Origin of the sequence: Xanthobacter flavus, assembly GCF_017875275.1 — a bacterium.
GTDB lineage: Bacteria > Pseudomonadota > Alphaproteobacteria > Rhizobiales > Xanthobacteraceae > Xanthobacter > Xanthobacter flavus_A.
On the sequence record NZ_JAGGML010000001.1, the window covers coordinates 1,747,997 to 1,770,759 of the forward strand.

General features: G+C 69.4%; 25 protein-coding genes. 14 read left to right on the plus strand and 11 right to left on the minus strand.

The genetic code is table 11. From position 1 onward, the window contains the following. The first annotated feature begins 237 nt into the window (after positions 1 to 237). The 4 genes from J2126_RS08475 (at position 238) to J2126_RS08490 (ending at position 5,308) form a co-directional block, all read left to right on the plus strand. Complete coding sequence (locus J2126_RS08475; protein WP_209485665.1) at positions 238 to 984, plus strand: hypothetical protein; 747 nt, start codon at positions 238 to 240, stop codon at positions 982 to 984. Further along, positions 974 to 1,807 (plus strand): hypothetical protein, encoded by an 834-nt coding sequence (locus tag J2126_RS08480; RefSeq protein WP_209485667.1) that lies wholly within the window; start codon positions 974 to 976, stop codon positions 1,805 to 1,807. Before J2126_RS08475 ends, J2126_RS08480 begins: the two co-directional genes overlap by 11 nt. After that, complete coding sequence (locus J2126_RS08485; protein WP_209485669.1) at positions 1,807 to 3,858, plus strand: SpoIIE family protein phosphatase; 2,052 nt, start codon at positions 1,807 to 1,809, stop codon at positions 3,856 to 3,858. The genes J2126_RS08480 and J2126_RS08485 overlap by 1 nt, the downstream gene beginning before the upstream one ends. Positions 3,859 to 4,099: 241 nt before the next feature. Beyond that, positions 4,100 to 5,308: an MFS transporter gene (locus J2126_RS08490; RefSeq protein WP_209485671.1), complete on the plus strand. Its 1,209-nt coding sequence runs from the start codon at positions 4,100 to 4,102 to the stop codon at positions 5,306 to 5,308. Between the two features lie 161 nt (positions 5,309 to 5,469). Here the strand turns inward: J2126_RS08490 and J2126_RS08495 are convergent, their stop codons facing one another. Next, positions 5,470 to 6,918 (minus strand): FAD-binding oxidoreductase, encoded by a 1,449-nt coding sequence (locus J2126_RS08495; RefSeq protein ID WP_209485673.1) that lies wholly within the window; start codon positions 6,916 to 6,918, stop codon positions 5,470 to 5,472. 172 nt (positions 6,919 to 7,090) lie between these two features. Here J2126_RS08495 and rimM point away from each other — a divergent pair, with 172 nt between their 5' ends. The 3 genes from rimM to rplS all read left to right on the plus strand — a co-directional run bounded on the left by rimM (position 7,091) and on the right by rplS (position 8,931). Beyond that, positions 7,091 to 7,645, plus strand: a complete 555-nt coding sequence (rimM, locus tag J2126_RS08500; protein WP_209485675.1) for a ribosome maturation factor RimM — start codon at positions 7,091 to 7,093, stop codon at positions 7,643 to 7,645. Between the two features lie 48 nt (positions 7,646 to 7,693). Continuing rightward, entirely contained in the window at positions 7,694 to 8,407 is a 714-nt protein-coding gene (gene trmD / locus J2126_RS08505) for a tRNA (guanosine(37)-N1)-methyltransferase TrmD (protein WP_209485677.1), read from the plus strand. A gap of 104 nt (positions 8,408 to 8,511) precedes the next feature. After that, the gene (rplS, locus tag J2126_RS08510; protein WP_209485679.1) at positions 8,512 to 8,931 is read left to right on the plus strand and encodes a 50S ribosomal protein L19; all 420 of its coding nucleotides are present in this window, start codon (positions 8,512 to 8,514) and stop codon (positions 8,929 to 8,931) included. A gap of 55 nt (positions 8,932 to 8,986) precedes the next feature. On the opposite strand, the gene J2126_RS08515 is transcribed toward rplS, so the two are convergent. Further along, positions 8,987 to 9,901: a hypothetical protein gene (locus tag J2126_RS08515; protein ID WP_209485681.1), complete on the minus strand. Its 915-nt coding sequence runs from the start codon at positions 9,899 to 9,901 to the stop codon at positions 8,987 to 8,989. A 248-nt stretch (positions 9,902 to 10,149) separates the two neighbouring features. On the opposite strand from J2126_RS08515, the gene J2126_RS08520 reads away from it, so the two are divergent. Both J2126_RS08520 and J2126_RS08525 read left to right on the plus strand, forming a co-directional pair. Continuing rightward, positions 10,150 to 10,740: an ANTAR domain-containing response regulator gene (locus J2126_RS08520; protein ID WP_024277102.1), complete on the plus strand. Its 591-nt coding sequence runs from the start codon at positions 10,150 to 10,152 to the stop codon at positions 10,738 to 10,740. Beyond that, on the plus strand, positions 10,737 to 11,864 hold the full coding sequence (locus tag J2126_RS08525; protein ID WP_209485683.1) for a CmpA/NrtA family ABC transporter substrate-binding protein: 1,128 nt from the start codon (positions 10,737 to 10,739) through the stop codon (positions 11,862 to 11,864). The genes J2126_RS08520 and J2126_RS08525 overlap by 4 nt, the downstream gene beginning before the upstream one ends. A gap of 77 nt (positions 11,865 to 11,941) precedes the next feature. On the opposite strand, the gene der is transcribed toward J2126_RS08525, so the two are convergent. From der to J2126_RS08540, 3 genes are read right to left on the minus strand one after another with little or no spacing between them, the layout of a single operon-like run. Beyond that, positions 11,942 to 13,330: a ribosome biogenesis GTPase Der gene (der, locus tag J2126_RS08530; RefSeq protein WP_209485686.1), complete on the minus strand. Its 1,389-nt coding sequence runs from the start codon at positions 13,328 to 13,330 to the stop codon at positions 11,942 to 11,944. Between the two features lie 41 nt (positions 13,331 to 13,371). Further along, positions 13,372 to 13,632 (minus strand): hypothetical protein, encoded by a 261-nt coding sequence (locus tag J2126_RS08535; protein ID WP_209485688.1) that lies wholly within the window; start codon positions 13,630 to 13,632, stop codon positions 13,372 to 13,374. Between the two features lie 50 nt (positions 13,633 to 13,682). Next, positions 13,683 to 14,372, minus strand: coding sequence for a tetratricopeptide repeat protein (locus J2126_RS08540; protein ID WP_209485690.1), 690 nt, complete (start codon positions 14,370 to 14,372; stop codon positions 13,683 to 13,685). A gap of 216 nt (positions 14,373 to 14,588) precedes the next feature. Here J2126_RS08540 and J2126_RS08545 point away from each other — a divergent pair, with 216 nt between their 5' ends. Then, complete coding sequence (locus J2126_RS08545; protein ID WP_209485692.1) at positions 14,589 to 15,389, plus strand: LytTR family transcriptional regulator; 801 nt, start codon at positions 14,589 to 14,591, stop codon at positions 15,387 to 15,389. Between the two features lie 143 nt (positions 15,390 to 15,532). Next, a complete protein-coding gene (gene cowN, locus J2126_RS08550) occupies positions 15,533 to 15,862 on the plus strand; it encodes a N(2)-fixation sustaining protein CowN (protein ID WP_209485694.1) in 330 nt (109 codons plus the stop codon). Positions 15,863 to 15,865: 3 nt separating this feature from the next. Here cowN and J2126_RS08555 read toward each other — a convergent pair whose 3' ends face one another. The 6 genes from J2126_RS08555 to J2126_RS08580 form a co-directional block, all read right to left on the minus strand. Further along, positions 15,866 to 16,366: a YaiI/YqxD family protein gene (locus tag J2126_RS08555; RefSeq protein ID WP_209485696.1), complete on the minus strand. Its 501-nt coding sequence runs from the start codon at positions 16,364 to 16,366 to the stop codon at positions 15,866 to 15,868. A gap of 50 nt (positions 16,367 to 16,416) precedes the next feature. After that, complete coding sequence (locus J2126_RS08560) at positions 16,417 to 17,082, minus strand: TetR/AcrR family transcriptional regulator (protein WP_245327254.1); 666 nt, start codon at positions 17,080 to 17,082, stop codon at positions 16,417 to 16,419. 29 nt (positions 17,083 to 17,111) lie between these two features. Further along, positions 17,112 to 17,948 (minus strand): pyrroline-5-carboxylate reductase, encoded by an 837-nt coding sequence (proC, locus tag J2126_RS08565; protein WP_209485698.1) that lies wholly within the window; start codon positions 17,946 to 17,948, stop codon positions 17,112 to 17,114. 179 nt (positions 17,949 to 18,127) lie between these two features. After that, the gene (locus tag J2126_RS08570) at positions 18,128 to 18,628 is read right to left on the minus strand and encodes a YbjN domain-containing protein (RefSeq protein ID WP_209485700.1); all 501 of its coding nucleotides are present in this window, start codon (positions 18,626 to 18,628) and stop codon (positions 18,128 to 18,130) included. 342 nt (positions 18,629 to 18,970) lie between these two features. Next, positions 18,971 to 19,282: an accessory factor UbiK family protein gene (locus J2126_RS08575; protein WP_209485702.1), complete on the minus strand. Its 312-nt coding sequence runs from the start codon at positions 19,280 to 19,282 to the stop codon at positions 18,971 to 18,973. Positions 19,283 to 19,417: 135 nt separating this feature from the next. Next, a complete protein-coding gene (locus tag J2126_RS08580) occupies positions 19,418 to 19,897 on the minus strand; it encodes a DUF1579 domain-containing protein (RefSeq protein WP_209485704.1) in 480 nt (159 codons plus the stop codon). 153 nt (positions 19,898 to 20,050) lie between these two features. Between J2126_RS08580 and lgt the strand changes: the two genes are divergently transcribed. Genes lgt through pgeF form a run of 3 tightly spaced genes read left to right on the plus strand, consistent with a single transcriptional unit; the run spans position 20,051 to position 22,748 of the window. After that, complete coding sequence (lgt, locus tag J2126_RS08585; RefSeq protein ID WP_209485706.1) at positions 20,051 to 20,869, plus strand: prolipoprotein diacylglyceryl transferase; 819 nt, start codon at positions 20,051 to 20,053, stop codon at positions 20,867 to 20,869. Beyond that, the gene (locus tag J2126_RS08590; protein WP_348634263.1) at positions 20,866 to 21,984 is read left to right on the plus strand and encodes a class I SAM-dependent methyltransferase; all 1,119 of its coding nucleotides are present in this window, start codon (positions 20,866 to 20,868) and stop codon (positions 21,982 to 21,984) included. The genes lgt and J2126_RS08590 overlap by 4 nt, the downstream gene beginning before the upstream one ends. Further along, positions 21,981 to 22,748: a peptidoglycan editing factor PgeF gene (gene pgeF / locus J2126_RS08595; RefSeq protein ID WP_209485708.1), complete on the plus strand. Its 768-nt coding sequence runs from the start codon at positions 21,981 to 21,983 to the stop codon at positions 22,746 to 22,748. The genes J2126_RS08590 and pgeF overlap by 4 nt, the downstream gene beginning before the upstream one ends. Positions 22,749 to 22,763 lie beyond the last annotated feature (15 nt).

Consider the following 22,763-nt stretch of genomic DNA (forward strand, 5'->3'; position numbering starts at 1 on the left):
TCGCGCTCGACCTTTCGCGCCGCCCCTCGCGCCGGCAGCCGCGCCCCCGGCGCACGGTCCGATCCAGCGCTGGAAATCTGCGCCTTAACCTTGGGGCGTGCCCCGACCGCCCGACCTTCATGCCACGAAAACAAAGCTGACAATGCAGGTTTTTTTGGTCGCAGTGGAGTTTTTTGTCTGGTTTGGCCGCGAGCGCGCGGTTAACGTCCGGCCGTCCACGCCACCGAAGTTCCCCGCATGACTTTCGTAAGCCGGCTCATCCTGGTCGCCGTCGTGTCCGTGACCGCTGCGGTGGTGGCGGTCGCGGGGATCGCGTTCTCGGCGAGCGACCGGGTGGGCGAGGAGATCGAGCGTGCGCGCGTCGCTAACCTGCTCGGAACGCTGCGCGCCTCCACCGAGGCGAACCTCTCCATCGGCCTGCAGCTCGACCAGGTTTCCCTGCTGCAACCGCGCATCGAGCGCGAGAAGGCGGGCGACCCCTCCATCCTCGCCATCGACATCTTCAATTCCGCCGGCCGCGCCATCTATTCGACCGACCGCAGCGTGATCGGCGAGGAGGTCAGCCCGGACTGGGTGAAGCGGCTGGGCGACGACAACCAGTGGGCGACGGCAGAGCGCGGCGACACGGTATTCGGCACGCGATTCGAGAACGATCTCGGGGTGGCGGGCGGCATCTCCGTTACCGTGTCGGACGAAGCGCGCAGCGCCCGCGCCGACCGGCTGGGCCTTGATCTCCTGATCCGCACCGGAGTTCTTTCGCTTGCCGCCTCCATCGCCGCGATCATCGCCGCATTTGCGTTCGTCCACATGCTGACCCGCCCATTCGACCGGGTGACGCGGGTGCTGCGCGGCGAGGGCGGGCCTCCCGCCGACGACGGCGGCCTCACCCCCCTCGCCGAGGCTACCGTGAAGAGCTGGCGGGAGGCCGAGGCGCGGGTGGATCGCGGCCTCGGCCAGTTGGGAGCACTCGACGATGCGGCCTGAGATCGCCGAGAGCGGCCGCGCCCGCCTCATGACGGGTCTGTTCGCGCTCATCCTCACCCTCGTCCTCGGCGGCATCGCCGCCGCCGTGCTCATCAACGGGTACCGCGCCCGCGTCGAGGAGAGCGCCCGCCGCGACGCGCTGGTGATCGGCACGTCGGTGGCCCGCACCCTCGCCCAGCAGTTCGAGAAGGCGGCCCGCTTCGGCATCCCCCTGAAGCTCCTGCCGGGCGTGGAGCAGCATCTCTCCGAGACCCTGACGCGCACCCCCGGCCTCACCCAGATCGTGCTGCGTGGATCGGACGGGCGCGAGATCCGCAGCGCCATCGGCGAGCATTCCGGCGCTGATTCGGTGAGCGCGCCGGTGGTGGTGGACAACAACACGGTGGCCTCGGTGGAAGTCACCACCAATCCCGCCGCCCTCGCCGCCTCCTTCGCCGATATCGGCCTCAAGGCGGCGGTGGTGGTCACGGTTTGCGCCGCTCTGGCGGCCCTGGTCGCCGGCCTTCTGGTGGGCAACGCGCTGGAGGGCGCCCGCGCCCGCCTCGCCAAGGGCCTCGCCGAGGCGGTGAACGGCCATTTCGGCGAGCGCGATGCGATGCACCCGCACGGCCGTCGCCAGGGCACCCGCGGCGCGGTGGGCCGGGCCTTCCGGGAGCTTGAGCACGGCAACCGCAGGGTCGCCGAGCGTCGCTCCGTCTTCGAGGCCTATGCGGAGGAACTGCTGGCGGTGGATTTCGACGGCGGGCTCAGACCCGATGTGGAACGCGTCCGGCGCGAGGTGCTGGCGCCGCCCGGCCGCGCCGACAAGGTGCGGGGGTCGTGATGCTGCTGCGCACCCGCATCACCCTCATCGTCGCCACCGGCTTCACCTTGCTCATGCTGGGCATCTGGGGCGCTACGGTGCTGCGCGACCGCGTCGCCCAGGCCCGCGAGGGCGAGCTGGCCATCGAGGGACAGACCGTCCTCTGGCGGGAGATCGTCGCCTTCCAGACCGCCAATCTCGCCCGCATCCTGGAGCGCATCGACAGTTCCTCGCCGTTCCGGATCGCGCTGGGCTTCTCGGATCGGTCGGGCATCGCCGCGGCCATCCGCGAGGTGGGCATCGATATCGACGATCCCGCCACCTATTTCGAGGTGGTGGCCGCCGACCGCGAGGTGGTGTTCAGCGACAGCTCCACCAATGCCCGCTACATCCTGGACGCGGGCAGCCTCGACCGTGCCCTCAAGGGCGAGATTCTCTCCGGACTGCGCCAGATCAGCGGCTCGCAGGTGATCGTCATCACCACCCGCACCGTCGATCTGCCCGGTCTCGGACGGGCGGTGCTCGTGCTCGGCCGCGATGCGGCGCTCGGGATGGACCGCTTCGCGCGCGGCATCAGCGCCGCCACCACCCTCATCACCCTGCGCGGGCGGGTGGTCGCCAGCAGCGATTTCCGCCTGTGGGAACGGGCGAAGGTGTCCATCACACCGCGCCGGCCCACCGCCGAGCAGCTGATGCTGGACGGGCGCAACTACAACGTGACCTCCATCCCCATCGCCGACGTGAGCGGCAGCGCCGTGGGCGCGCTGGTGAGCCTCGAGGACACGACGCAGACGGTGCAGGCCACCGCCCTCATTCGCCAGTCCGCGGTCGCAGGCGCGATCGTCCTCGTCCTGCTCGGCGTCGTCGGCCTCAATGTCTTCCTCTGGTACAGCTTCCGGCCGCTGGAATCGGCCATCGACGTGCTGCAGGCTCTCTCCCGCGGCGACACCTCGGTGACGGTGGGTCATGCCGGCAATGACGAGATCGGCCGCATCGCCGCGGCCGTCGTCGCGCTGCGCGGCAATGTGCAGGCCCTCGCCGAGAGCCGGCGCCAGCGCGAGCGCGTGCGGCGGCGGCAGGAGGTGGTGATCTCCGGCGAGTTGCAGGCGCTGGCCGACGCCATCGATCCGACCGACCGCGAGGAGGTTCTGGCCCTGCTTGCAAAGGGCGAGGAGAGCGAGAACGACGACGAGCTGAAGCGCGTCGCCCGCGTGCTCCACGACCTCTCGCGGCGGATCGTCGAACAGCATACCCGCCTCTCGTCCATGGTGGTGGAGCTGCGCGAGGCCCTCATCACCAAGACCAAGCTCGCCGGTCTCCAGCAGGAACTGGAGATCGCCCGGCAGGTGCAGCTCGCCATCCTGCCCAAGGAATTTCCGCCGGATGCGCGCGTCGCCGTGCACGGCCAGATGACCCCCGCGCGCGAGGTGGGCGGCGACTTCTACGATTACTTCATGATCGACGACACCACGCTCGGCTTCGTGGTGGCGGACGTCTCCGGCAAGGGCGTGCCGGCGGCTCTGTTCATGGCCATCTCCCGCACCCTGCTGCGCTCCACCGCGCTGTTCGAGCGCTCACCGGCGGGCTGCATCCGCCGCCTCAACGACCTGCTCGCGGTGGAAAACGAGCAGATGCTGTTCGTCACCGTGCTCTATGGCGTGGTCGACCTCTCCTCGGGGAAGGTCACCTATGTGAATGCCGGTCACAATCTGCCCTACCGCATCGCCCGCTCCGGCGAAGTGACGACCGTTCCCTCCACCGGCGGCATGGCGGTGGCCGTGCTGGAAGGCTTCGTCTACCAGCAGCACGAATTGCACCTCGCGCCCGGCGACGCGCTCTTCCTCTATACGGACGGCGTGACGGAAGCCTTCGACATCGACGAGCAGCCCTACGGCGAGGAGCGCGTGGAGGAGCTGCTGCGCAGCGGCGCTGCCGACTGGTCGGTGGAGGAGCTGAACGAGCGGGTGCTGGCAGCGGTGCATCTCTTCGAGCGCGGCGCGCCCCAGGCCGACGATATCACCTGCCTGACCCTGCGCTATTTCGGCGGCCACGGCCCCCGCCGGACACGCTGACGGCCGCGTGCGCCCAAGCTGGCGAGAATAAGCGTGCGTCCCTCGCGGGGAAACGGTAAGCGTGCCCTGCACGGTCCTGGACAATCGAGGGAGCCAACCCTCGCCCGAAGCGTGAGCCGGCGCGTGGGGCGCGCGGGCGGGGCGGCATCGAGCCGGCCGAAGAGGGGGAGACGCAGCATCCGGAACGGCGCAGCCGGACCGGCCTGATCCCGGTGCCCCGCCGGGGACGGAGTGGCAAGTCATGTCCATAGACGCACGCGCGGCCGGCTGGCCCGCGGCCGAGGTTTCCTCCATCGGCGCCGTCTGTAGCGCCCACTTTTGCAGCCATTTCCTCCAGCTCGCCCTCACCCCGCTGTTCATCATGATGCGGGCCGACCTCCAGGTCTCCTTCATCGAGCTGGGGCTGTTGCTCTCCGTCTTCTATCTGTTCTCGGGCGCCGGGCAGGTGGCCGCCGGCGTGCTGGTGGACCGCTTCGGCGCTGACCGCCTGCTGCTCGCCGGCATCCTCACCCAGGGCGCCGCGACGGCGGCCATGGGCATCGCGCCGAGCTATGTGCTGCTGCTGCCCCTCGCCGCGCTCGCGGGCCTCGGCAATTCGGTCTACCACCCGGCCGACCTCTCCATCCTCAGCCACAAGGTGGCGGCGCCCCGGCTCGGGCGGGCCTTCGCCGCCCATGTGATTGCCGGAAGCATCGGCTTCGGCCTGTCGCCGATCGTGTCGGGCGCCATCGGCGCGCATTTCGGCTGGCGCACGGCGCTCATCGCCATGGGGCTGCTGGTGGTGCTGATCGGGCTTCTGCTCGCGGTCTTCCGGGGCCCCTTGCGCGCGCCAGCTGGACGCGCGGCCCATGCGGCGGCGGGGGGCACACCGCACTCCTTCCTCGATGTGCTGGCCATGCCCGTGGTGCTGATGGCCTTTCTCTATTTCACCCTCACCGCGGTCGCCCTCTCGGGCATCCAGAGCTTCTCCATCGTCGCTCTGCAGGAAGGCTTTGGCGCGGCGGTGGCGCTGGCGACGCTGGCGGTGGCGCTGTTCCAGGTGGGCAACACGGCGGGCGTCGCCATCGGCGGGCATGTGGCGGACCGCTCCACCCAGCACCACCAGATCGCCATGAGCGGCCTTGCTGCCGCTGCCGCCTTCGGTTTTCTCGCCGCCTGGCTTCAGGCGGCACCTGAAGTGACGGTTGGTCTCATCGCCTTGGTGGGTTTTTGCATGGGCCTCACCACCCCCTCGCGCGACGTGCTGGTGCGCAGCGCGGCGCCGGCGGGCGCCACCGGCAAGGTCTTCGGCATCGTCTATTCGGGCTACGACATCGGCTCGCTGGTGGGACCGCTGATGTTCGGCCTGATGCTCGACCATCACCACCCGCGCATGGTGTTCGTGGGCGCCGCCGCCGCATTGGCCCTCGCGGTCGGAACCGCCTTCGCAGTGCGCCGCCGGCCAACCTAGGGGCTCCGCCGCGCATGACCCCGCGCGGCGTTTGAGCGAAGGCCCCCTTAAGCCCGCGCGGCGCCTGAGCGAAGACAAGCGAAGACAAGCGAAGACAAGCGAAGACAAGCGAAGACAAGCGAAAACCGCGCGGCTCCAGAAGCCGCGCGGTTTGGTCTACCTCAGTCCATCAGCACCTTGCCGGGATTGGCGAGGCCGCGCGGATCGATGGCGCGCTTGATGGCGGCCATCACGTCCAGCGCCACCTTGTCCTTGTACATGGGCAGTTCCTCGCGCTTGAGGATGCCGATGCCGTGCTCCGCCGAGATGGAACCGCCCAGCGAGGCCACGAGATCGTGGACGATGCGGTTGAACTCCTCCCAGGTGGCGAGGTAGGCGGCCTTGTCCATGCCCTCGGGCTGGCTGAGATTGTAGTGGATGTTGCCGTCGCCCATGTGGCCGAAGGCGCAGATGCGGATGCCCGGCATGTGCGCCTCGCACAGCCGGTTCGCCTCGGCGATGAAGTACGGCACCTTGGACACCGGCACGGACACGTCGTGCTTGATGGAGCCGCCTTCGAACTTCTGCGCGTCGGACATGTCCTCGCGCAGCTTCCACAGGGCGTCGCACTGGGCTTCCGAGGAGCCCACCACCGCATCCTCGATCTCGCCCGCCTCGAACGCTGCCTCGAACGTGTCGAGGGCGAGCTGGGAGAGGTCGTCGTTGGGGCGGGTGGAGGTGAGCTCCGCGAGCACGTACCAGGGATGCCGCTCCGCCAGCGGGCGCACCGAGCCGGGCATGTGCTTGAGCACGATCTCCAGGCCGAAGTCCGGCATGATCTCGAAGCCGGTCAGGCTGTCGCCGGCGGCGTTGCGCAGGCGGCGGAACAGGGAGAGCGCGGTCTCGGGATCGGCAATGCCGAGCAGCGCCGTCGCCCGGGCGCGGGGCGCCGGGAACAGGCGCAGCACAGCGGCGGTGATGATGCCGAGCGTGCCCTCCGCGCCGATGAAGAGGTCCTTCAGCGCGTAGCCCGTATTATCCTTGCGCAGGCGCGACAGACCGTTCCAGATCCGGCCGTCCGGCAGCACGACTTCCAGGCCGAAGGCGAGTTCGCGCATGTTGCCATAGCGCAGCACGGCGGTCCCGCCGGCATTGGTGGAGAGATTGCCGCCGATCTGGCAGGAACCTTCCGAGCCGATGGAGAGCGGGAACAGGCAGCCCGCCGCCTCCGCCGCCTGCTGCACCTGGTGCAGCGTGCAGCCGGCCTCGGCGATGACTGTGAGGTCCACCGGATCGAGGTCGCGGATGCGGTTCAGCCGGCGCAGCGAAATCAGCAGCGCGCCGAACGGCACCTGACCGCCCACGAGGCCGGTATTGCCGCCCTGCGGCACCACCGGCACGCCGGCTTCGGCACAGGCGGCGACCACGAAGGCGACTTCCTCGGTATTGGCCGGCTCGACCAGCGCCGGGGTCGTTCCCTGGTAGAGGCCCCGCCCCTCCACCAGATGGGGGGCGAGGTCGTGAGCGTCGGTGCGCACGTAGGACGCACCAATGCGGGCGGCGATGCGGTCCAGAAGCCCGGAGAGGCGGACGGCATCGAGAAGGATGGGTTGGGGGGCATGGCTCGACATGGGGGCGCAAGGTGCATCAGCCGCCGCCGCCGGGCAAGCATCCGATGGGCCGCACGGGAGCGCGAAAGCGCCGCGCGGCGGAGGACGGCGCGGCCTTCCGCTTGGCAAAGGCAGACATAAGGTCTAGAGCCGCCGCCGCGCCCCATTGAAGGCGCCCAGCACCGGAGTTGAGATGACCGACCGCGTCCTCGTCGCCCGTATCGGCGCCCCCCATGGCGTGAAGGGCGAGGTGCGGCTGTTCGTCTTCACCGAGGATCCGGCCGCGATCCTCGACTACGACCCGCTCACCGATGCCTCGGGGCGCACCCGCTACCGCATCACGGCGCTGCGCGCGGCCAAGGACCATTTCGTCGCGCGCCTCGCCAACGTCGCCGACCGTACAGCCGCCGAGGCGCTGACCAACGTGGACCTCTATGTCCCCCGCGAAGCTCTGCCGCCGCCGGAGGACGAAGATACCTTCTATCATGCGGACCTGATCGGCCTTGCCGTGGAGGACGAGGCCGGCGCGCGCATCGGCACCGTCACCGCCCTGCACGATTTCGGCGCCGGCGACATCCTTGAATATGCCCCTGCCCTCCCCGGCATCCGGGCGAAGACGCTGATGGTGCCCTTCACCCGCGATGCCGTGCCGGTGGTGGACGTGAAGGGCGGCCGGGTGGTCATCGCCGAGGCCTTCGTCGAGCGCCGCGACCCCGAACCCGAGGCGGGTGAGGACAAGGAGGGCTGAGGCGCCCACGGATTTGACACCATCCCCGCCCCGCGCCCATTTCTCCCCATGACCTTCCGCGCCAGCGTCCTCACCCTCTATCCGGAGATGTTTCCGGGTCCCCTCGGCCATGCCCTCGCCGGCCGCGCGCTGGCGAACGGGCTGTGGGGGCTGGAGGCCGTGCAGATCCGCGAACACGCCCTCGACCGCCATCGCTCGGTGGACGACACCCCGGCCGGCGGCGGGCCGGGCATGGTGATGCGGGCCGACGTGCTCGCCCGCGCCATCGACGCCGTTTCCCCGGCGGACGATCCCCGCCCCCGCCTGCTGATGACCCCACGCGGCCGCCCGCTGACGCAGGCGCGCGTGCGAGAACTGGCGGCGGGGCCGGGCGCGGTCATCCTCTGCGGGCGGTTCGAGGGCGTGGATGAGCGCATCGTCGCGGCGCGCGGCCTCGAGGAGGTCTGCGTGGGCGACGTGGTACTCTCCGGCGGCGAAGCGGCCGCGCTTTTGCTGCTCGACGCGTGCGTCCGGCTCATTCCCGGCGTCATGGGCAAGGCGGAGAGCGGCACGGACGAGAGCTTTTCTCACGGCCTGCTGGAGTATCCGCAATACACGCGGCCGCAGCTGTTCGAGGGACAGGGCATCCCCGAGGTGCTCACCTCCGGCGATCACGCCCGCATCGCCCACTGGCGGCAGGCGGAGGCGGAGGCGGTCACGCGCGCGCGGCGACCGGACCTTCTTTCGCCCGCGCGTGACGGATCCAAGACGGAAAGGGAATGACAGCGCCCCTTTTCTCCTGTATGGAGCCGCGTCCCTTAACTTAAAACGACACGACGTGGCGCCGGGGCGACATGCTCCGAAGCGGCACCAAGAGGTTGGCGACAATGAACATTATCCAGACGCTCGAAGCCGAGCAGGCGACGAAGCTCGCCGAGAAGCGGGCCATTCCCGAGTTCCAGCCCGGCGATACCGTGACTGTGAACGTGAAGGTGGTCGAAGGCGAGCGCACCCGCGTGCAGGCCTACGAGGGCGTGGTGATCGCCCGTTCCGGCGGTGGCCTGAACGAGAGCTTCACCGTCCGCAAGATTTCCTACGGCGAAGGCGTGGAGCGCGTGTTCCCGGTCTATTCGCCGCTGATCGATTCCATCAAGGTGGTTCGTCGCGGCAAGGTGCGTCGCGCCAAGCTCTATTACCTGCGCGACCGCCGCGGCAAGTCCGCCCGTATCGCCGAGCGTCAGGACCGCACGGCCGACGGCAAGGTCAAGAAGGCCAAGGGCGCCAAGGCTCCTGCCGCCGCCGAGTGAGGCGCGACCTTCTTCCTGAGTGACACGCGCCGTCGGCCCAGCCGGCGGCGCTTTTTTATGGGCTGAGCCGCTCCGGGCTTGCCCTGAGGCGCGCGATCAGCCCAACCGGATCGGCCTCATAGGCCTGCCGCACCCGCTCGAGAGCGCCCGCGCCACCGCCGCGATGGCCAGCGCCCCCCACATGCAGCCAGCCGTCCGCCAGCAGGAATGGCTCCATCTCCCCGGTTTCGGGATCGGCGAGATGCACCCGCCGCCGGCTGGACATGCGGAGCGCCGCAAGGTCAAGGTGACGGTAGAGCACGCCCCAGTTCTGCCCGCCGGTGTCGAGGGTGAGCGGCGTGTCGGTGCCGAAATCGAGCGGCAACGCCTTCACCGCCGCGAAATCGAACACGCAATAGCCCGGCCACAGGTACCAGGCGCCGTTGCCCTCGCCGTGCCGCACCATGCCGTAGCAGGGCTGTCCCGCGAGCCGCGCAGCGAGGTCGGTCGGCTCCAGCGGGATCAGATCGTGGTCCAGCAACGCAAAGGCGCGCGGCGCGGCAGGGCGGATGAGGTTGGCGTAGATCCAGTTCAGCGCCACGCCATGGGAGCGCGAGCCGTTGCGCGCGCCCCGATAGGGCGTCGGCGGCAGAGGGCAATAGGTGAGACCGCGCAGCACGCACAGCGCCGCGATGGCCGTGCGGGCCGCCGGGTCCGTGGAATTGTCGCAGACCACCAGCGGCGTCCCTGGCAGGAATCGCGCCATGGCATCGGCCAAGAAATCCACCGCCTGCGGCAGGTTGAAGGCCACCGTGAAGGCGACGACCGGCGCCCTCTCGGCGGCGATCCGCGCCACAACCTCGGCCTGCTCCCGCGTCCGACGGCGGGCGTAGATGCGATCCACCACCACATTGCGGGCGCGCCGCAGCCGCTGGGCGAGCGGGGTCAGCGCGAGCCATTCGGCGGGAGCGTAATCGGCAAGGTCGCGCATGGACGCCTTCGATGAACCCGGCAGAGTGCCGGGCCGGGACAGAAACGAACTGGCGCGGATCGCCGCAGGCCGGCCTGGCGCCGCGCTCCGCCGCGGGCGTTCTAGAAGGACTTGGCGGGAAGGTCCATGCCGCCGGCCTGCTTCACGCCAAAGCGTGGCGCGCCGGGAGACTTGACCGCACCGGCTCCGGAAGGTGAGGTATCATCCGAGTCCGCCAGCCCCAGCGGACAGCCCCACCCCGGACCCCCATGGCGAACGACCTTACCCTCAGGATCGTGATCGTCGACGAGAGCGACGTGCGCGCCGCCATCCTGGAGGAGGGCCTCAAGGAGGCGGGCTTCGAAACGGTGCTGCGCATCACCGGCCGCAACAACCTGCTGGAGCGCATTTACGCCATCGACCCCGATGTGATCCTCATCGACCTCGAAGATCCCTCGCGCGACACCATCGAGCAGATGTTCCAGGTGAGCCGCGAGGTAAAGCGGCCGGTCGCCATGTTCGTGGACCAGACCGATTCGAAGACCATCGAGGACGCCATCGAGGCCGGCGTCGCCTCCTATGTGGTGGACGGGCTTCGGAAGGAGCGGGTGAAGCCGATCCTCGAGACCACCATCTCCCGCTTCCGCGCCTTCGCCCGCCTCAAGGCGGAGCTGGAGGAGGCAAAAACCCAGCTCGAAGAGCGCAAAGCAATCGACCGGGCCAAGATGCTGCTCATGAAGATGAAGGGCATCGACGAGGAGGCCGCCTACCACCTCCTGCGCCGCACCGCCATGAACGAGAAGAAGCGCATCGTCGACATCGCCCAGTCCATCATCACCGCCGCGGAGCTTCTGCGATGAGACGCCTCGCCATCGGCTTCATTCCCCTGACGGACGCCGCCGTGCTGATCGCCGCGGCGGAGCGCGGCTTCGCCATGGCCGAGGGCATCGAGATCGACCTGCACAAGGAGGTCTCGTGGGCCAACATCCGTGACAAGGTGAACATCGGGCTTCTGGATGGCGCCCACATGCTGGGGCCGCTCGCCATCGCCTCCTCCCTCGGCCTCGGCCATGTGCGGGTGCCGCTGGTGGTGCCGTTCGCGCTCAATCTCAACGGCAGCGCCATCACCATCGACAAGCATGTTTACGCGGCCATGGGCGAGGTGGGGGAGGATCTCTCCACCGCGCCCGGCGCGGCGCTGGCACTGGGCAAGGTGGTGCGGCAGCGGAAGGCCGAGGGGCGTGACCCGCTGGTGTTCGCCGCGGTCTATTCCTTCTCCACCCACACCTATCTGATCCGCCATTTCCTGAAGGCGGGCGGCGTGGACCCGGACCGCGACGTGCGGCTCGTGGTGGTGCCCCCGCCTTTCATGGCGGAAAGCCTGCGGGGCGGGCTGATCCACGGCTTCTCGGTGGGCTCGCCCTGGAACTCGGTGGCGGTGGATGCGGACGTGGGGCGCATCGCGGTGCTCGGGGCTGAGCTGTTCGGCTGGGTGCCGGAGAAGGTGCTGGGCGTCCATGCCCGCTTCGCCAATGCCGAGCCGGAGGTGCTGCACCGCCTCGTGCGTGCGCTCTATGCCGCCGCCCGCTGGTGCGAGGACCCAGCCAATCACGAGGACCTCGCCAAGCTGCTGGGCGAGCCGCGCCACCTCAATCTGCCCGCCGACATCCTGCGCCGCACGCTGGACGGGCGGCTGCACACCGCGCCGGGCGGCGCGCTGAGATCGCATCCCGACTATCTGATCCTGAACCGCGACGGCGCCAACCGGCCATCACCCGACCATGCGCTCTGGATGTACGCCCAGATCGTCGCCGCCGGCCAGGGCGAATTCGCCCCCGACGCCGCGCGCGAGGCCATGGGGGTCTACCGGCCGGACATCTTCGATGCGGCGGTCGGACCGGTGCCGGTGATGCATCCCGAGCCGGATTGCGTCGGCACCCAGTTCGGCGAGATCTTCGATCAGGCCGCCTTTCTGAGGGGCTGAGGGCACGATATCTAGCCAGCTTAACAACGTCCTGGCCATAAATTTAGCCGACTTCAACACCTTTGGACCGCGGCCACTTAGTCCGCGTAGGGGTTGTCCTTCTCGCGCAGCGTCAGCCGGATCGGCACGCCGGGCAGGTCGAACGTCTCGCGGATGCCGTTCACCAGATAGCGGATGTAGCTCTCCGGCACCGCATCGGTGCGCGAGCAGAACAGCACGAAGGAAGGCGGGCGCGCCTTGGGCTGCGTCATGTAGCGCAGCTTGATGCGCCGCCCGGACACCGCCGGCGGGGGGTGGTTTTCCGTCACCTGCTGGAGGAAGCGGTTGAGCGGGTTGGTGGCGACACGCTTGTTCCACACCTTGTGGGCGCTCACGATGGCCGCGACCAGCTTGTCGAGCCCGTGGCCCATGAGGCCCGAGACGGGCACGATGGGCACACCCTTCACCTGCGGCAGGAGATGGTCGATCTCCTCGCGCAGCCGGGTGGCGAGGCCACCGCGCGCCACGAGGTCCGCCTTGTTGTAGCCGATGACCAGCGCCCGGCCCTCGCGCGCCACCAGGTCCGCGATGCGCAGGTCCTGTTCCTCGAACGGGCGGGTGGCGTCGATGAGGATAACCACCACCTCGGCGAACTTCATGGCGCGCAGCCCATCTGCGGCGGAGAGCTTCTCCAGCTTGTCGTCGATGCGCGAGCGCTTGCGCAGCCCGGCGGTGTCGAACACCTCCAGCGGGATGCCGGCATAGGTGACGTTCACGGAGATCGAATCGCGTGTGATGCCGGCTTCCGGGCCGGTCAGCAGGCGATCCTCGCCCAGCAGCTTGTTGATGAGGGTGGACTTGCCGGCATTGGGCCGTCCGAGTACGGCCACCTTGATGGGCCGGCGTGGCTTCTCGGGCGCGACCTCGCCCTCGACGGGAGCTTCGTCCTCGGCGTCCTCGTCGTCCTCGTCTTCCTCTTCGAGCCGCGTCTGCTCCGGCAGGGCATCGCAGATGGCGTCGTAGAGCTCGGAGAGGCCCTCGCCATGCTCGGCGGAGAGCGGCACGGGATCGCCGAGGCCGAGGCCGAAGGCTTCCAGCGTCCCGGCCTCGCCGCCCCGCCCCTCGCTCTTGTTCGCAACGAGGATGACAGGCTTGCCGGCCTTGCGCACGAGATCAGCAAATGCGCGGTCGGTCGGGGTCAGTCCGATGCGCGCGTCGATCATGAACAGGATGGCGTCGCAATCGCCGATGGCCGCCTCGGTCTGGGCGCGCATGCGCCCCTCCAGGCTCGCAGGGGTCGCCTCCTCGAGGCCAGCGGTGTCGACGATGCGAAAAGTGAGGTCGCCGAGGCGTCCCTCCCCTTCGCGCCGGTCGCGGGTGACACCGGGACGGTCGTCCACCAGCGCAAGCTTCTTGCCCACGAGGCGGTTGAACAAAGTGGACTTGCCGACGTTCGGGCGCCCGACGATGGCCAGGGAAAAGGTCATGAAATGGGCTCGCAGCCGGCGGTCGGCTTCAGTCTGAGGAATTATTGCTGCGGCTGGCCGCGCTGGGGCGTGGCCGGCAGATTGTCGATGGGGGCGTTGGCGTTGCTCGGCTGGCCGAGGCCGGTCGAATAGTCGACCCCCGGCACGCCGTTCGGGAACACGGGGGTGCGGGTGCCCGGCACCGGCGGCTTCTTCTGGTCGAACGGGTTCAGATTCTCCAGCGTCTCGCAGCCGGCCGCCGTTAAGGCGAGACCGAGCACGAGCGCGAGGCGCAGGCTGCGGGTGACAGGGCGTGCCATCATCAAGCTTGTCCTCCTCATGCGCGTCGCGGTCATGCGGATCCTCTCGCGGTTCACTGGGTCGGCGCGGTGCCGGCGGGTGCCTCGCCCGCCGGGGCGGTGGCCGATGCGGTGAGCCGGCGGATGAGCTCGGCCCGCGAGCGCACGCCGGGCGGGGTTTCGCTGTCGTTGGTGATGTCGGTGGCGGTCTTGTTGGCGGCTGCGAGATCGCCGGCCTTCAGCTCAGCCAGCGCGAGCGTCTCCCGCGCGGAGTGGCGCAGGGGGCCGGTGCCGTTGGCGATGCCGCCGATGCGCTGCTTCACTTCCGGCAGGCCCGCCGTATCCACCACGAGCAAGGCCGCGCGCACAAGGGCGAGGTCACGGGCGAGCGGCGGCACGGAATTGTTGGCGGCGATGGCATCGAAGGCGGCGATGCCTGCCGCCTTGTCGCGCGCCGTAGTGGCGGCGGCCGCGCGGAAGAGGGCGAGGGTCCGGTAGCCGGACGGGCCGCTCTTGGCGATGGCGTCGAAGGCGGCCTCGGCCTCCTGCATCTTGCCGGCATCGAACAAAGCGACGGCGCTCTCATAGGCCTCGCTGGCCTTCACCGCCTGCTGGTGACGCCAATACTGGTATCCGCTCCATCCCGCGGCGGCCAGGATCACCAGCACGCAGGCGGCGATGATCACGCCGCCGAAACGGTCCCAGATCTTGCGCAGGCGATCGCGCCGGAGGTCTTCCTCGATCTCGTGGAAAATGTCGGTCATGAGTTGAGAGCTTCGGGATCCAGGACTTGGGGATGGCCCGCCGAGGCAGGGCCGTGCCGACGCCGCCGCGCCGGGATGAGGGCGCGTAAAGTATCCATGCGGCCTCTTCGTGGCAAACGGGCGTTTTTGAGGCGGCTCAGCCTTGGCTTCGCGCCCGTCCGGCGTAGGATACCGGCGCCCCACGGGGCATCGGGCACGGAAGCCAGATCGGGAGTTATGGCCGTCACATCCCCTGAAAGGACGGCTCTCGCCGCCCCGCAGTCGTTTGAATACCGCCTTCAGCGCACGCCGGTGGGGGTGGTGCTGCTCGATGCGGAGCTGCGCATCCGCTCCGTCAATCCCGTGGCCATGCGGCTGCTGGCGCCGCCGGGCCAGCGCCTCGCGGGTGTGGATATCCTCTCGCTCCATCCGGGAGAGGCGCGGGACAAGGTGGCTTTCCTCATCGAGCGCGCCCGCGCGTCCGAAGATGGCACCGCCTCGCTGGTGGTCACCACCGCCATGGGCACGCTGATCGCCAAGGTCAGCCGGCTCGAAACAACGCCGGATGGCCCGCCCGATGGTTTCGTGATGATGATCCACGCCTTGGTGGAGGTGCCGGTGATGGGCCGCACCGGCGGGGCGGATGTGGAGGTGGACGGACTGGCGGTTGCGGGCACCAAGGCCGTGGCCGCGCTGTGTCCCCTCATGAAACTGCCGCTGGTGCGGGGCAAGGGAGACCTCATCAGCCTCATCGACGTCACCGAGGTCGCCTTTCTGGTGGCGCAGGGCCATTACGCGGAGGCCCGCACCGCCACCTTCTCCGCCTTCTGCCCGCGGCCGCTGGCCGATCTGGAGCGCCGGCTTGATCCGGTGCAGTTCGTGCGCGTGCACCGGCGCTATCTCGTCAACATGCGCCACGTCCGCGCCGCCGCCCGCGAGGACGGCGGGTGGCACCTCGTGATGGCCGATGCCGGCGAGACGCGGGTGCCGGTGAGCCGGAGCAAGGTGGAGGATATTCGCCGGCGCCTCGCCGTCTGAGGCACCGCGCCCGACTACCGTTCGTGCAGCCCTGATGCCATTGGTGCAGGACGCGCGTGGATCGCGCCTTCTGCTTTGAAGCCGGCTCCCTGCCCGGCCCATGGTCCGTCCGACACGCCACACGTGCCGTTGGAGACCCCGAGATGACGCAAGCTGCCGCCGGCTTCCCCCCTCTGCCCTTCGCGCTCGAAACGCCGGACCGCTACCTGACCTTTCAGGGCATCGATTTCGAGGGAAACATGAAGACGGTGCTTCAGCACCTGTCCCGCTATATCGACGACCCCGCCCACGACAATGCCTTCTGGGACCGTTTCAAGGCTCGGCTCGCCGCTGCCGAGGCGGACAGCGCCACCATCTGCGACAAGCTGCTGCTGCTCCATTCCCATGTCTATTACATGGTCGAGCTGTTCGAGGAGCATGACGACGAAGCGGCTCTCACCGACCTGAAGCGGCTGGAAGAAGAGTGCTTCTGACGCCTATCTGGCTTCCGGAGGCACAGCGTGAAACCCGGCGCGCTTCAACCGCACGATCGCGAGATCGAGGGCGGAGAGGAATTCCGAGCGGGCGCGCGGCGAGAACGGCTTCGGCCCGCCGGTGACGGCGCCGGCCGAGCGCAGCTCTTCCATCAAATTGCGGGTGGCGAGTTGCATGCCGATGGAATTGGCGGTGAAGGGTCGCCCGTCCGGCGCGATCACGGCAGCACCGGCAGCCACGCAGCGGGAGGCGAGGGGCACATCGGCGGTCACCACCACGTCGCCGCGCGAGACACGGGCGGCGATGAAATCATCCGCCACATCCGGGCCGGCGGGCACGATCACCCGCTCCACCAGCGGATGGCGCGGCACCATGAGCGGCGCGTTGGCGACGACCAGCACGCGGATGGCGTGGCGGAAGGCGACCTTGTAGGCCTCCTCCTTCACCGGGCAGGCATCGGCGTCGATATAAAGGGCGATGGGCTCTTCGCGGGGGGCGGTCATGGCGGACCCATGGCAGGCCGGCGGCCCGGGAGCAAGCCGATGCGCGGGCCTCAGGCGGCGGGCACCGTCTCTTCCGCCGGCACTTCAGCGCTTTGGGCCGAGGCGCGGCGCTTGCGCCAGGGCATGGCGATGTAGGCGAGATCATCCAGCATCCCGAGCAGCTTGCCGCCCTGCTCCAGCTCGCGATCCAGAGCGGCCATGGTGGGCGCGAGGCCGGGATCCTCGTCCTTCAGCCACGTGTCGAGCACGCGGGCGAACAGGACCGCCAGCCCCTTGGCCCTGACGCTGCCAGACAGCCCGGCGCAATCGAGGCCCGCCGCCGCCAGCATCCAGCGCTGGGAGCCTTCCGAGAGACGCAGCAGCGTGAGCGCGAGCGCCGGGTCGCGGCGGGCGGAGCGGGTGAGGCCGCGCACCGCCTCCCGGTGGGGCTCCAGCGCATCGAGGCGCCGCATCAGCACCTCGAACAGGCGCTCGCGCGGCCCCTCCCCCGCCAGATCGTCACTGTCCGGGCCGCCTTCGGCCAGCACCTGCCGGTCGGTGGCGCGGAAAAAGGCGGCGAGGAGGTCGTCGGTGGAGGCGAAGGAGGCGCGCATCTGCGCCAGCGGCACGCCGCAATGCTCCGCCACCTCGGACAGGGAGATGGCCCGAAACGGCTTTTCGGCCAGGAGGGCGAGGAAGCTGCGCAGGCAGGCCTCGCGCGTGGTCTCCGCAGTCATCGCCCGTCTCCTCGTTAAAGCCTGGATCCTCAGCCGGCGAGTTCCTTGCCGCGCCGCGTGGCGGCGGCGACCGCCTCCACCATCAATAGCGGAAAGCCGCGGCCCTCATCCATGAGAACGGCCAGCGCCGCCGCCGTAGTGCCGCCCGGCGAGGTCACGTTCTGGCGAAGGGTGGCGGCGGGAAGGTCGGATTGATCCATCAATGCCCCCGCCCCAGCTACAGTGGCGCGGGCGATGCGGGCGGAGAGGTCCGCCGGGAGGCCGGCGGCCGCGCCAGCCTGCGCCATCACCTCAGCCAGGAGAAAGGCATAGGCGGGACCGGAGCCGGAAACGGCGGTCGCCGCGTCCATCAGCGCCTCGTCCTCGATCCATTCGACGATGCCGATGGCCCCGAGCAGCGCGGCGGTCAGATCCCGCTGCGCCGTCGTCACGGCCGGCGAGGCCACGGCGACGCTCACGCCGCGGCCGATGGCGGCCGGAGTATTGGGAATGGAGCGCACGATCGCGGCATCCGGGCCGAAGATGTCGCCCATGAACGCGATGGTCCGCCCAGCCATTACGGAGACGACAAGCGTGCCCGCCTTCACCAGCGGGGCGACCGCAGGCAGCGCCTCCGGAGCCACCTGAGGCTTCACGGCGAGCAGCAGGACGGAGGGCGCGGCGATGGCGTCCTTTGCGGGATTGACCGAGACGCCCTTGGCCGCGAACGCTGCTGCCGCTTCGGCGGGCAGGTTGGGATCGAGCACGACGGCCTTGTCCGCCGGCAGGCCAAGCTTGAGCCAGCCTTCCAGCATGGCCGAACCCATTTTGCCGCAACCGAGCAGCACCACCGGACCAGACAGGGAATTCAGAACGCTCTCGCTCATGACCGCCTCTTGAACCGCACCGCCCCGCGCGCACGCCCGCGCCCGCAGGTCCGCATACGCAGGTCTTCTCGCAGAGGACTCACATAGAGGAGGCGCACGCCCCGCGCCACATCGGCATCGGGGATCTCGTCATCGGCACGAAGACGACGGACCGTCCGGGACCGGCCCGATGGCGAGGCTCAGGCCTCGCCGACCGTCTCGAACATGGCGGTGTCCATGGCCTCGCGGGCGGTCTTGCCGGCCCACACCACGAACTGGAAGGCGGGATAGTAGCGCTCGACCGCATCGAGGGCGGCATCGAGGATGGCCTCGCACTGCCGGTCCGAGGCGGTGGCGCCGCCCGCCAGCACCAGAGCATGGCGGAACATGATCACCCCTTCCTGCGACCACATGTCGAAATGGCCCAGCCACATCTGCTCGTTCACGAGGGCGAGGAGCTTGAGCACCTCAGGACGGCGCGCCTCCGGCACCTTGAAGTCGAAGGCGCAGGCCACGTGAAGCGCTTCCAGCTCGTCCATCCACTGGAACGAGACATGGCAGTCCGTCCAGCGGCTGGCGAGCGAGAGGGTGATCTCGTCCTCGTCGGAGCGCTCGAACGACCAGTCGCGCAGGGCAGCGAGCTGCTCCACGAGATCAACGGGGTTCGCCGGCGCATCGGCTTCGATGTCGATGAGGGACATGGCCTCGACCTCGCGGTTTGAGGAACGCGGAGAGGGTCGAAAGCGGCACTCCGTGTGACAGGCCACGGGCAGACAGGAGCCAGGGCATGCGTATGCGGCGTGCCGTTCGGAGGCTCGCCGTCAGGACATGTCCCGAAAGAGCGTGTCCTTCAAGAGAGCATCCTGGCGAGGCTGCGCCCCGTCGTATTCGAGCGCTACGACGAACCGGCTCCGAATCGCCACGAAAATCAGTATATCGCGGGTAAAGTTTACCCCGCTACGACAGATTGTGGGTATGCCATCCGCTCAGTGCCCTTTTGTCGCAGGGGCGGGATGCCACCCTGTATTCAGCTACAGAATACCTCAGGCCGGACCCGGCACTTCGGTTTCAGGGCCGGTGGGGCCGGAAGCCGTCGGATGGGTGTGGATGCGCATGTTCGCCTCCAGCACGGCGATGCGGGCAGCGAGCCGCTCGTTCTCCATGCGGGCCTCGGCCGCCATGTCCTTGACCGCCTCGAACTCCTCGCGCTTCACGAGGTCCATGTCGCGCAGGAAGCGCTCCATCTGCGCGCGCATGACCGTCTCCGCCTCGCGGCGCACACCCTGGGCCACGCCAGCGGCATCGTTCACGAGACGCGCCATCTCGTCGAAAAGGCGGCCGGTGGTCTGGGTCATGAAAGCCTCCTGAGGCCATGCAGCCGCGTCGTGCGCGGGAATAATCGGTCGGGCGAGCCCGTTTCGCGAACATGGCGAGAGAGCGGGCGCGACGCAAGGGTGCAGCGCAACACCACACAGCCGCGTCGCCGCCGGTCAGCCCTCGCGGCTATAGCGCACGCAGAACAGATCGCGCCATGTCCCGTCCGGCTGGCGCTGGCGCGAGGTGAGGAGGCGCGTGTCCTCGCCCTCGAATGTGATGATGTCCTCATAGTCGGCGGTACCGCCGCTGCCATCCATCACGGGGCCATGGGTCGCGAGGGTCAGGGTGTCCCCCGCCGCATCGAGCCCGCCCTCATAGACCCACAGATGGCTCATCATGGAGCCGACCCAGCTTCCCACCACCTTGCCGCGGGCCGGATCATAGCCCAGCGTCATGAGGCTCGAATGGACGCTGGCATCGGGCATCTGGGACGCGCCTTCCAGCACCACCCAATTGCCGAACAGGCGGCCCGTCTCGCGGCCCTTGATGGTGCCCTCGCCGTCCGGCGCCGGGGACTCCACGCTCCATTCACCCGCGAGTCGCCTGAGCCACACGTCCTCCCGGACCGGTTCCCGCTCCGTCTGTGCTTCCATGGCGTCGTCCTCCGTTTCCGCCTCAAATACCATCTGACCCAAGGGGAATTGTGGCACCTGGGACCTGGCCGGCGGGGCCGGCTTGACGCGCCGCGGCGGGTCGCGGCAGATGACCCCGCATCGGCGGCACCGGTGCTGTTATACGGGGAAACGATGCCCACACTCGCTTTGCCCTTCCCCGCCATCGATCCGGTTCTGATCCAGGTCGGCCCGCTGGCCATCCGCTGGTACGCGCTCGCCTATATCGCCGGTCTCGTCATCGGCTGGCTGCTGGCGCGGCGGCTGGTGTCGCGCCCTGCGCTGTGGGGCGGTACATCGCCCATGACGCCGCAGGACCTCGACGACGCTCTGTTCTGGGCGACGCTGGGCGTGATCCTCGGCGGCCGGCTGGGCTATGTGCTGTTCTACAATCCCGCTTACTTCGCCCAGAACCCGGCGGATATCTTCGCCGTGTGGAAGGGCGGCATGTCGTTCCACGGCGGGCTCGCGGGAACGCTCCTCGCCCTCGTTCTGTTCGCTCGCTCCCGTCGCATCCCCGTGTTTTCGATGCTGGACGTCGCCGCCGTGGTGGCGCCCATCGGGTTGTTCTTCGGGCGCCTCGCCAACTTCATCAATGGCGAATTGTGGGGGCGGCCGGCGGATGTGCCCTGGGCCATCGTGTTCCCCCATGGCGGGCCGCTTCCGCGCCATCCGAGCCAGCTCTACGAGGCGGGGCTCGAAGGCATCATCCTCTTTCTCATCATGCTGCTCGTGGTGCGCCGCGGCGAGCTGAAGCGCCCCGGCGTCGCCGCTGGCATCTTCGGTATGGGGTACGGCATCGGCCGCATCATCGGCGAATTCTTCCGCGAGCCGGACGTGCAGCTCGGCTATCTCGCCTTCGGCACCACCATGGGCATGTGGCTGTCCGTGCCCTTGGTGCTGGCCGGGCTCGGGCTCCTTATCTACGCGCTCAAGCGCAAGCCGGCGCCGTGACGACGCCGCTCGCCGAGGAGATACGGCTGCTGATCGCGGCCGAAGGCCCCATGCCGGTCAGCCGCTACATGGCACTGTGCCTCGGCCACCCGCGCCACGGCTACTACATTACCCGCGACCCGCTCGGCGCGCGGGGCGACTTCACCACCGCGCCCGAGATCAGCCAGATGTTCGGCGAGTTGATCGGCCTGTGGGCGGTCGCCGCCTGGCAGCAGATGGGCATGCCCGACCCGGTTCGGGTGGTGGAGCTTGGACCCGGGCGCGGCACCCTCATGGCCGACGCTCTGCGCGCGGCGCGGCTGGTGCCGGCATTCGGCGCGGCGGCGCGCGTCCATCTGGTGGAGACGAGCCCGGTGCTGCGGCAGGCGCAGGCGCGGACCTTGGCGGTGCATGAGGATCGCGTCTCGGATCGCGTTTCCTGGCACGTCCGCATTGAGGACGTGCCAGCCGGCCCGGCCATCGTGCTCGCCAACGAGTTTTTCGATGCCCTACCGGTCGACCAATATGTGTGGACCGTGACCGGCTGGCACGAGCGCAGGGTGGGGCTCGGCCCCGACGGCCGGCTCAGCTTCGGGCTCGATCCCGCCCCTTCCCGCGCGGCCCCTGCCCTTGCCGCCCACCTGCCGCCTCCGGCCCCCGGTGCCGTGCTGGAAGTGATGGAGAGCGGGCCCGCCCGCGCCCTGTCCGCCCGGCTCGCGGCGGAGGGAGGCATCGCGCTCGCCATCGATTACGGCCATGCCGGCGGCCATGGCGACACGTTGCAGGCGCTGAAGGCACACCGCTTCGCCGATCCCCTCGCCGATCCCGGCGCGGCCGACCTCACCGCCCATGTGGATTTCGCCCGCCTCGCCTTGCTTGGGCGGGAAGCCGGGCTGACGGCGTTCGGACCGCTGCAGCAGGGCGATTTCCTCGCGCGCCTCGGCCTCGCCGCCCGCGCCGAGCGGCTGATGCGCGACGCCGCGCCGGAGGCCGCCGACGCCATCGCCACGGCGGCGCGCCGCCTTGCCGGAACCGGGGATGGCGAGATGGGGCGGCTGTTCAAGGTGCTCGCGCTCGCCCATCCTCAGCTTGGACCGCCGCCAGCGTTCGACCCCTCCGAGGAGTTCACGAGATGAAGATCGAGGCGCCCCTGCTCAGCGCCCTGCCCGGCATCCGCCATGCCTTCTTCACCCGGCGGGGTGGGGTCTCGCAGGGCATCTATGCCAGCCTCAACGGCGGCACCGGTTCCAATGACGCTCCCGCCGCCGTGGCGGAGAACCGGGCGCGCATGGCGGACACGCTGGGCGTCGCGCCCTCCCATTTCCTCGCCTGCTGGCAGGTGCATTCCGCCGATGCCGTGGTGGCGACCGCGCCGTGGACCCGCGAGACGGCGCCCAAGGCCGATGCGGTGGTGACCGCGACGCCCAGCATCGCCGCTGCCGTCTCCATCGCCGATTGCGGGCCGATCCTGTTCGCCGATCCCGGCGCCCGGGTGGTGGCCGCCGCCCATTCCGGCTGGAAAGGAGCCGTGGGCGGCATCGTGGCCGCGACCGTCGCCCGCATGGAGGAACTCGGTGCCCGCCGCGCCGACATCCGCGCCGTCATCGGGCCGCTGATCCGCCAGCCGAGCTACGAGGTGGGCGAGGACTTCGTCGGACGCTTCCTCGCCGAGGACAAGGGCTTCGCCCGTTTCTTCGCCCCCGCCGACCGGGCCCACCATTCGCTGTTCGACCTGCCGGGCTTCATCCGCCTCAGGCTGGAGCAGGCGGGCGTGGGGCAAGTGGAAGACCTCGGTCTCGACACCTATACCGATGAGGAGCGATTCTACTCCTATCGCCGCACGACCCACCGCAAGGAACCGGACTACGGCCGGCTGATGGCCGCGATCACCCTCGCCTGACGTTTCGGACATGCC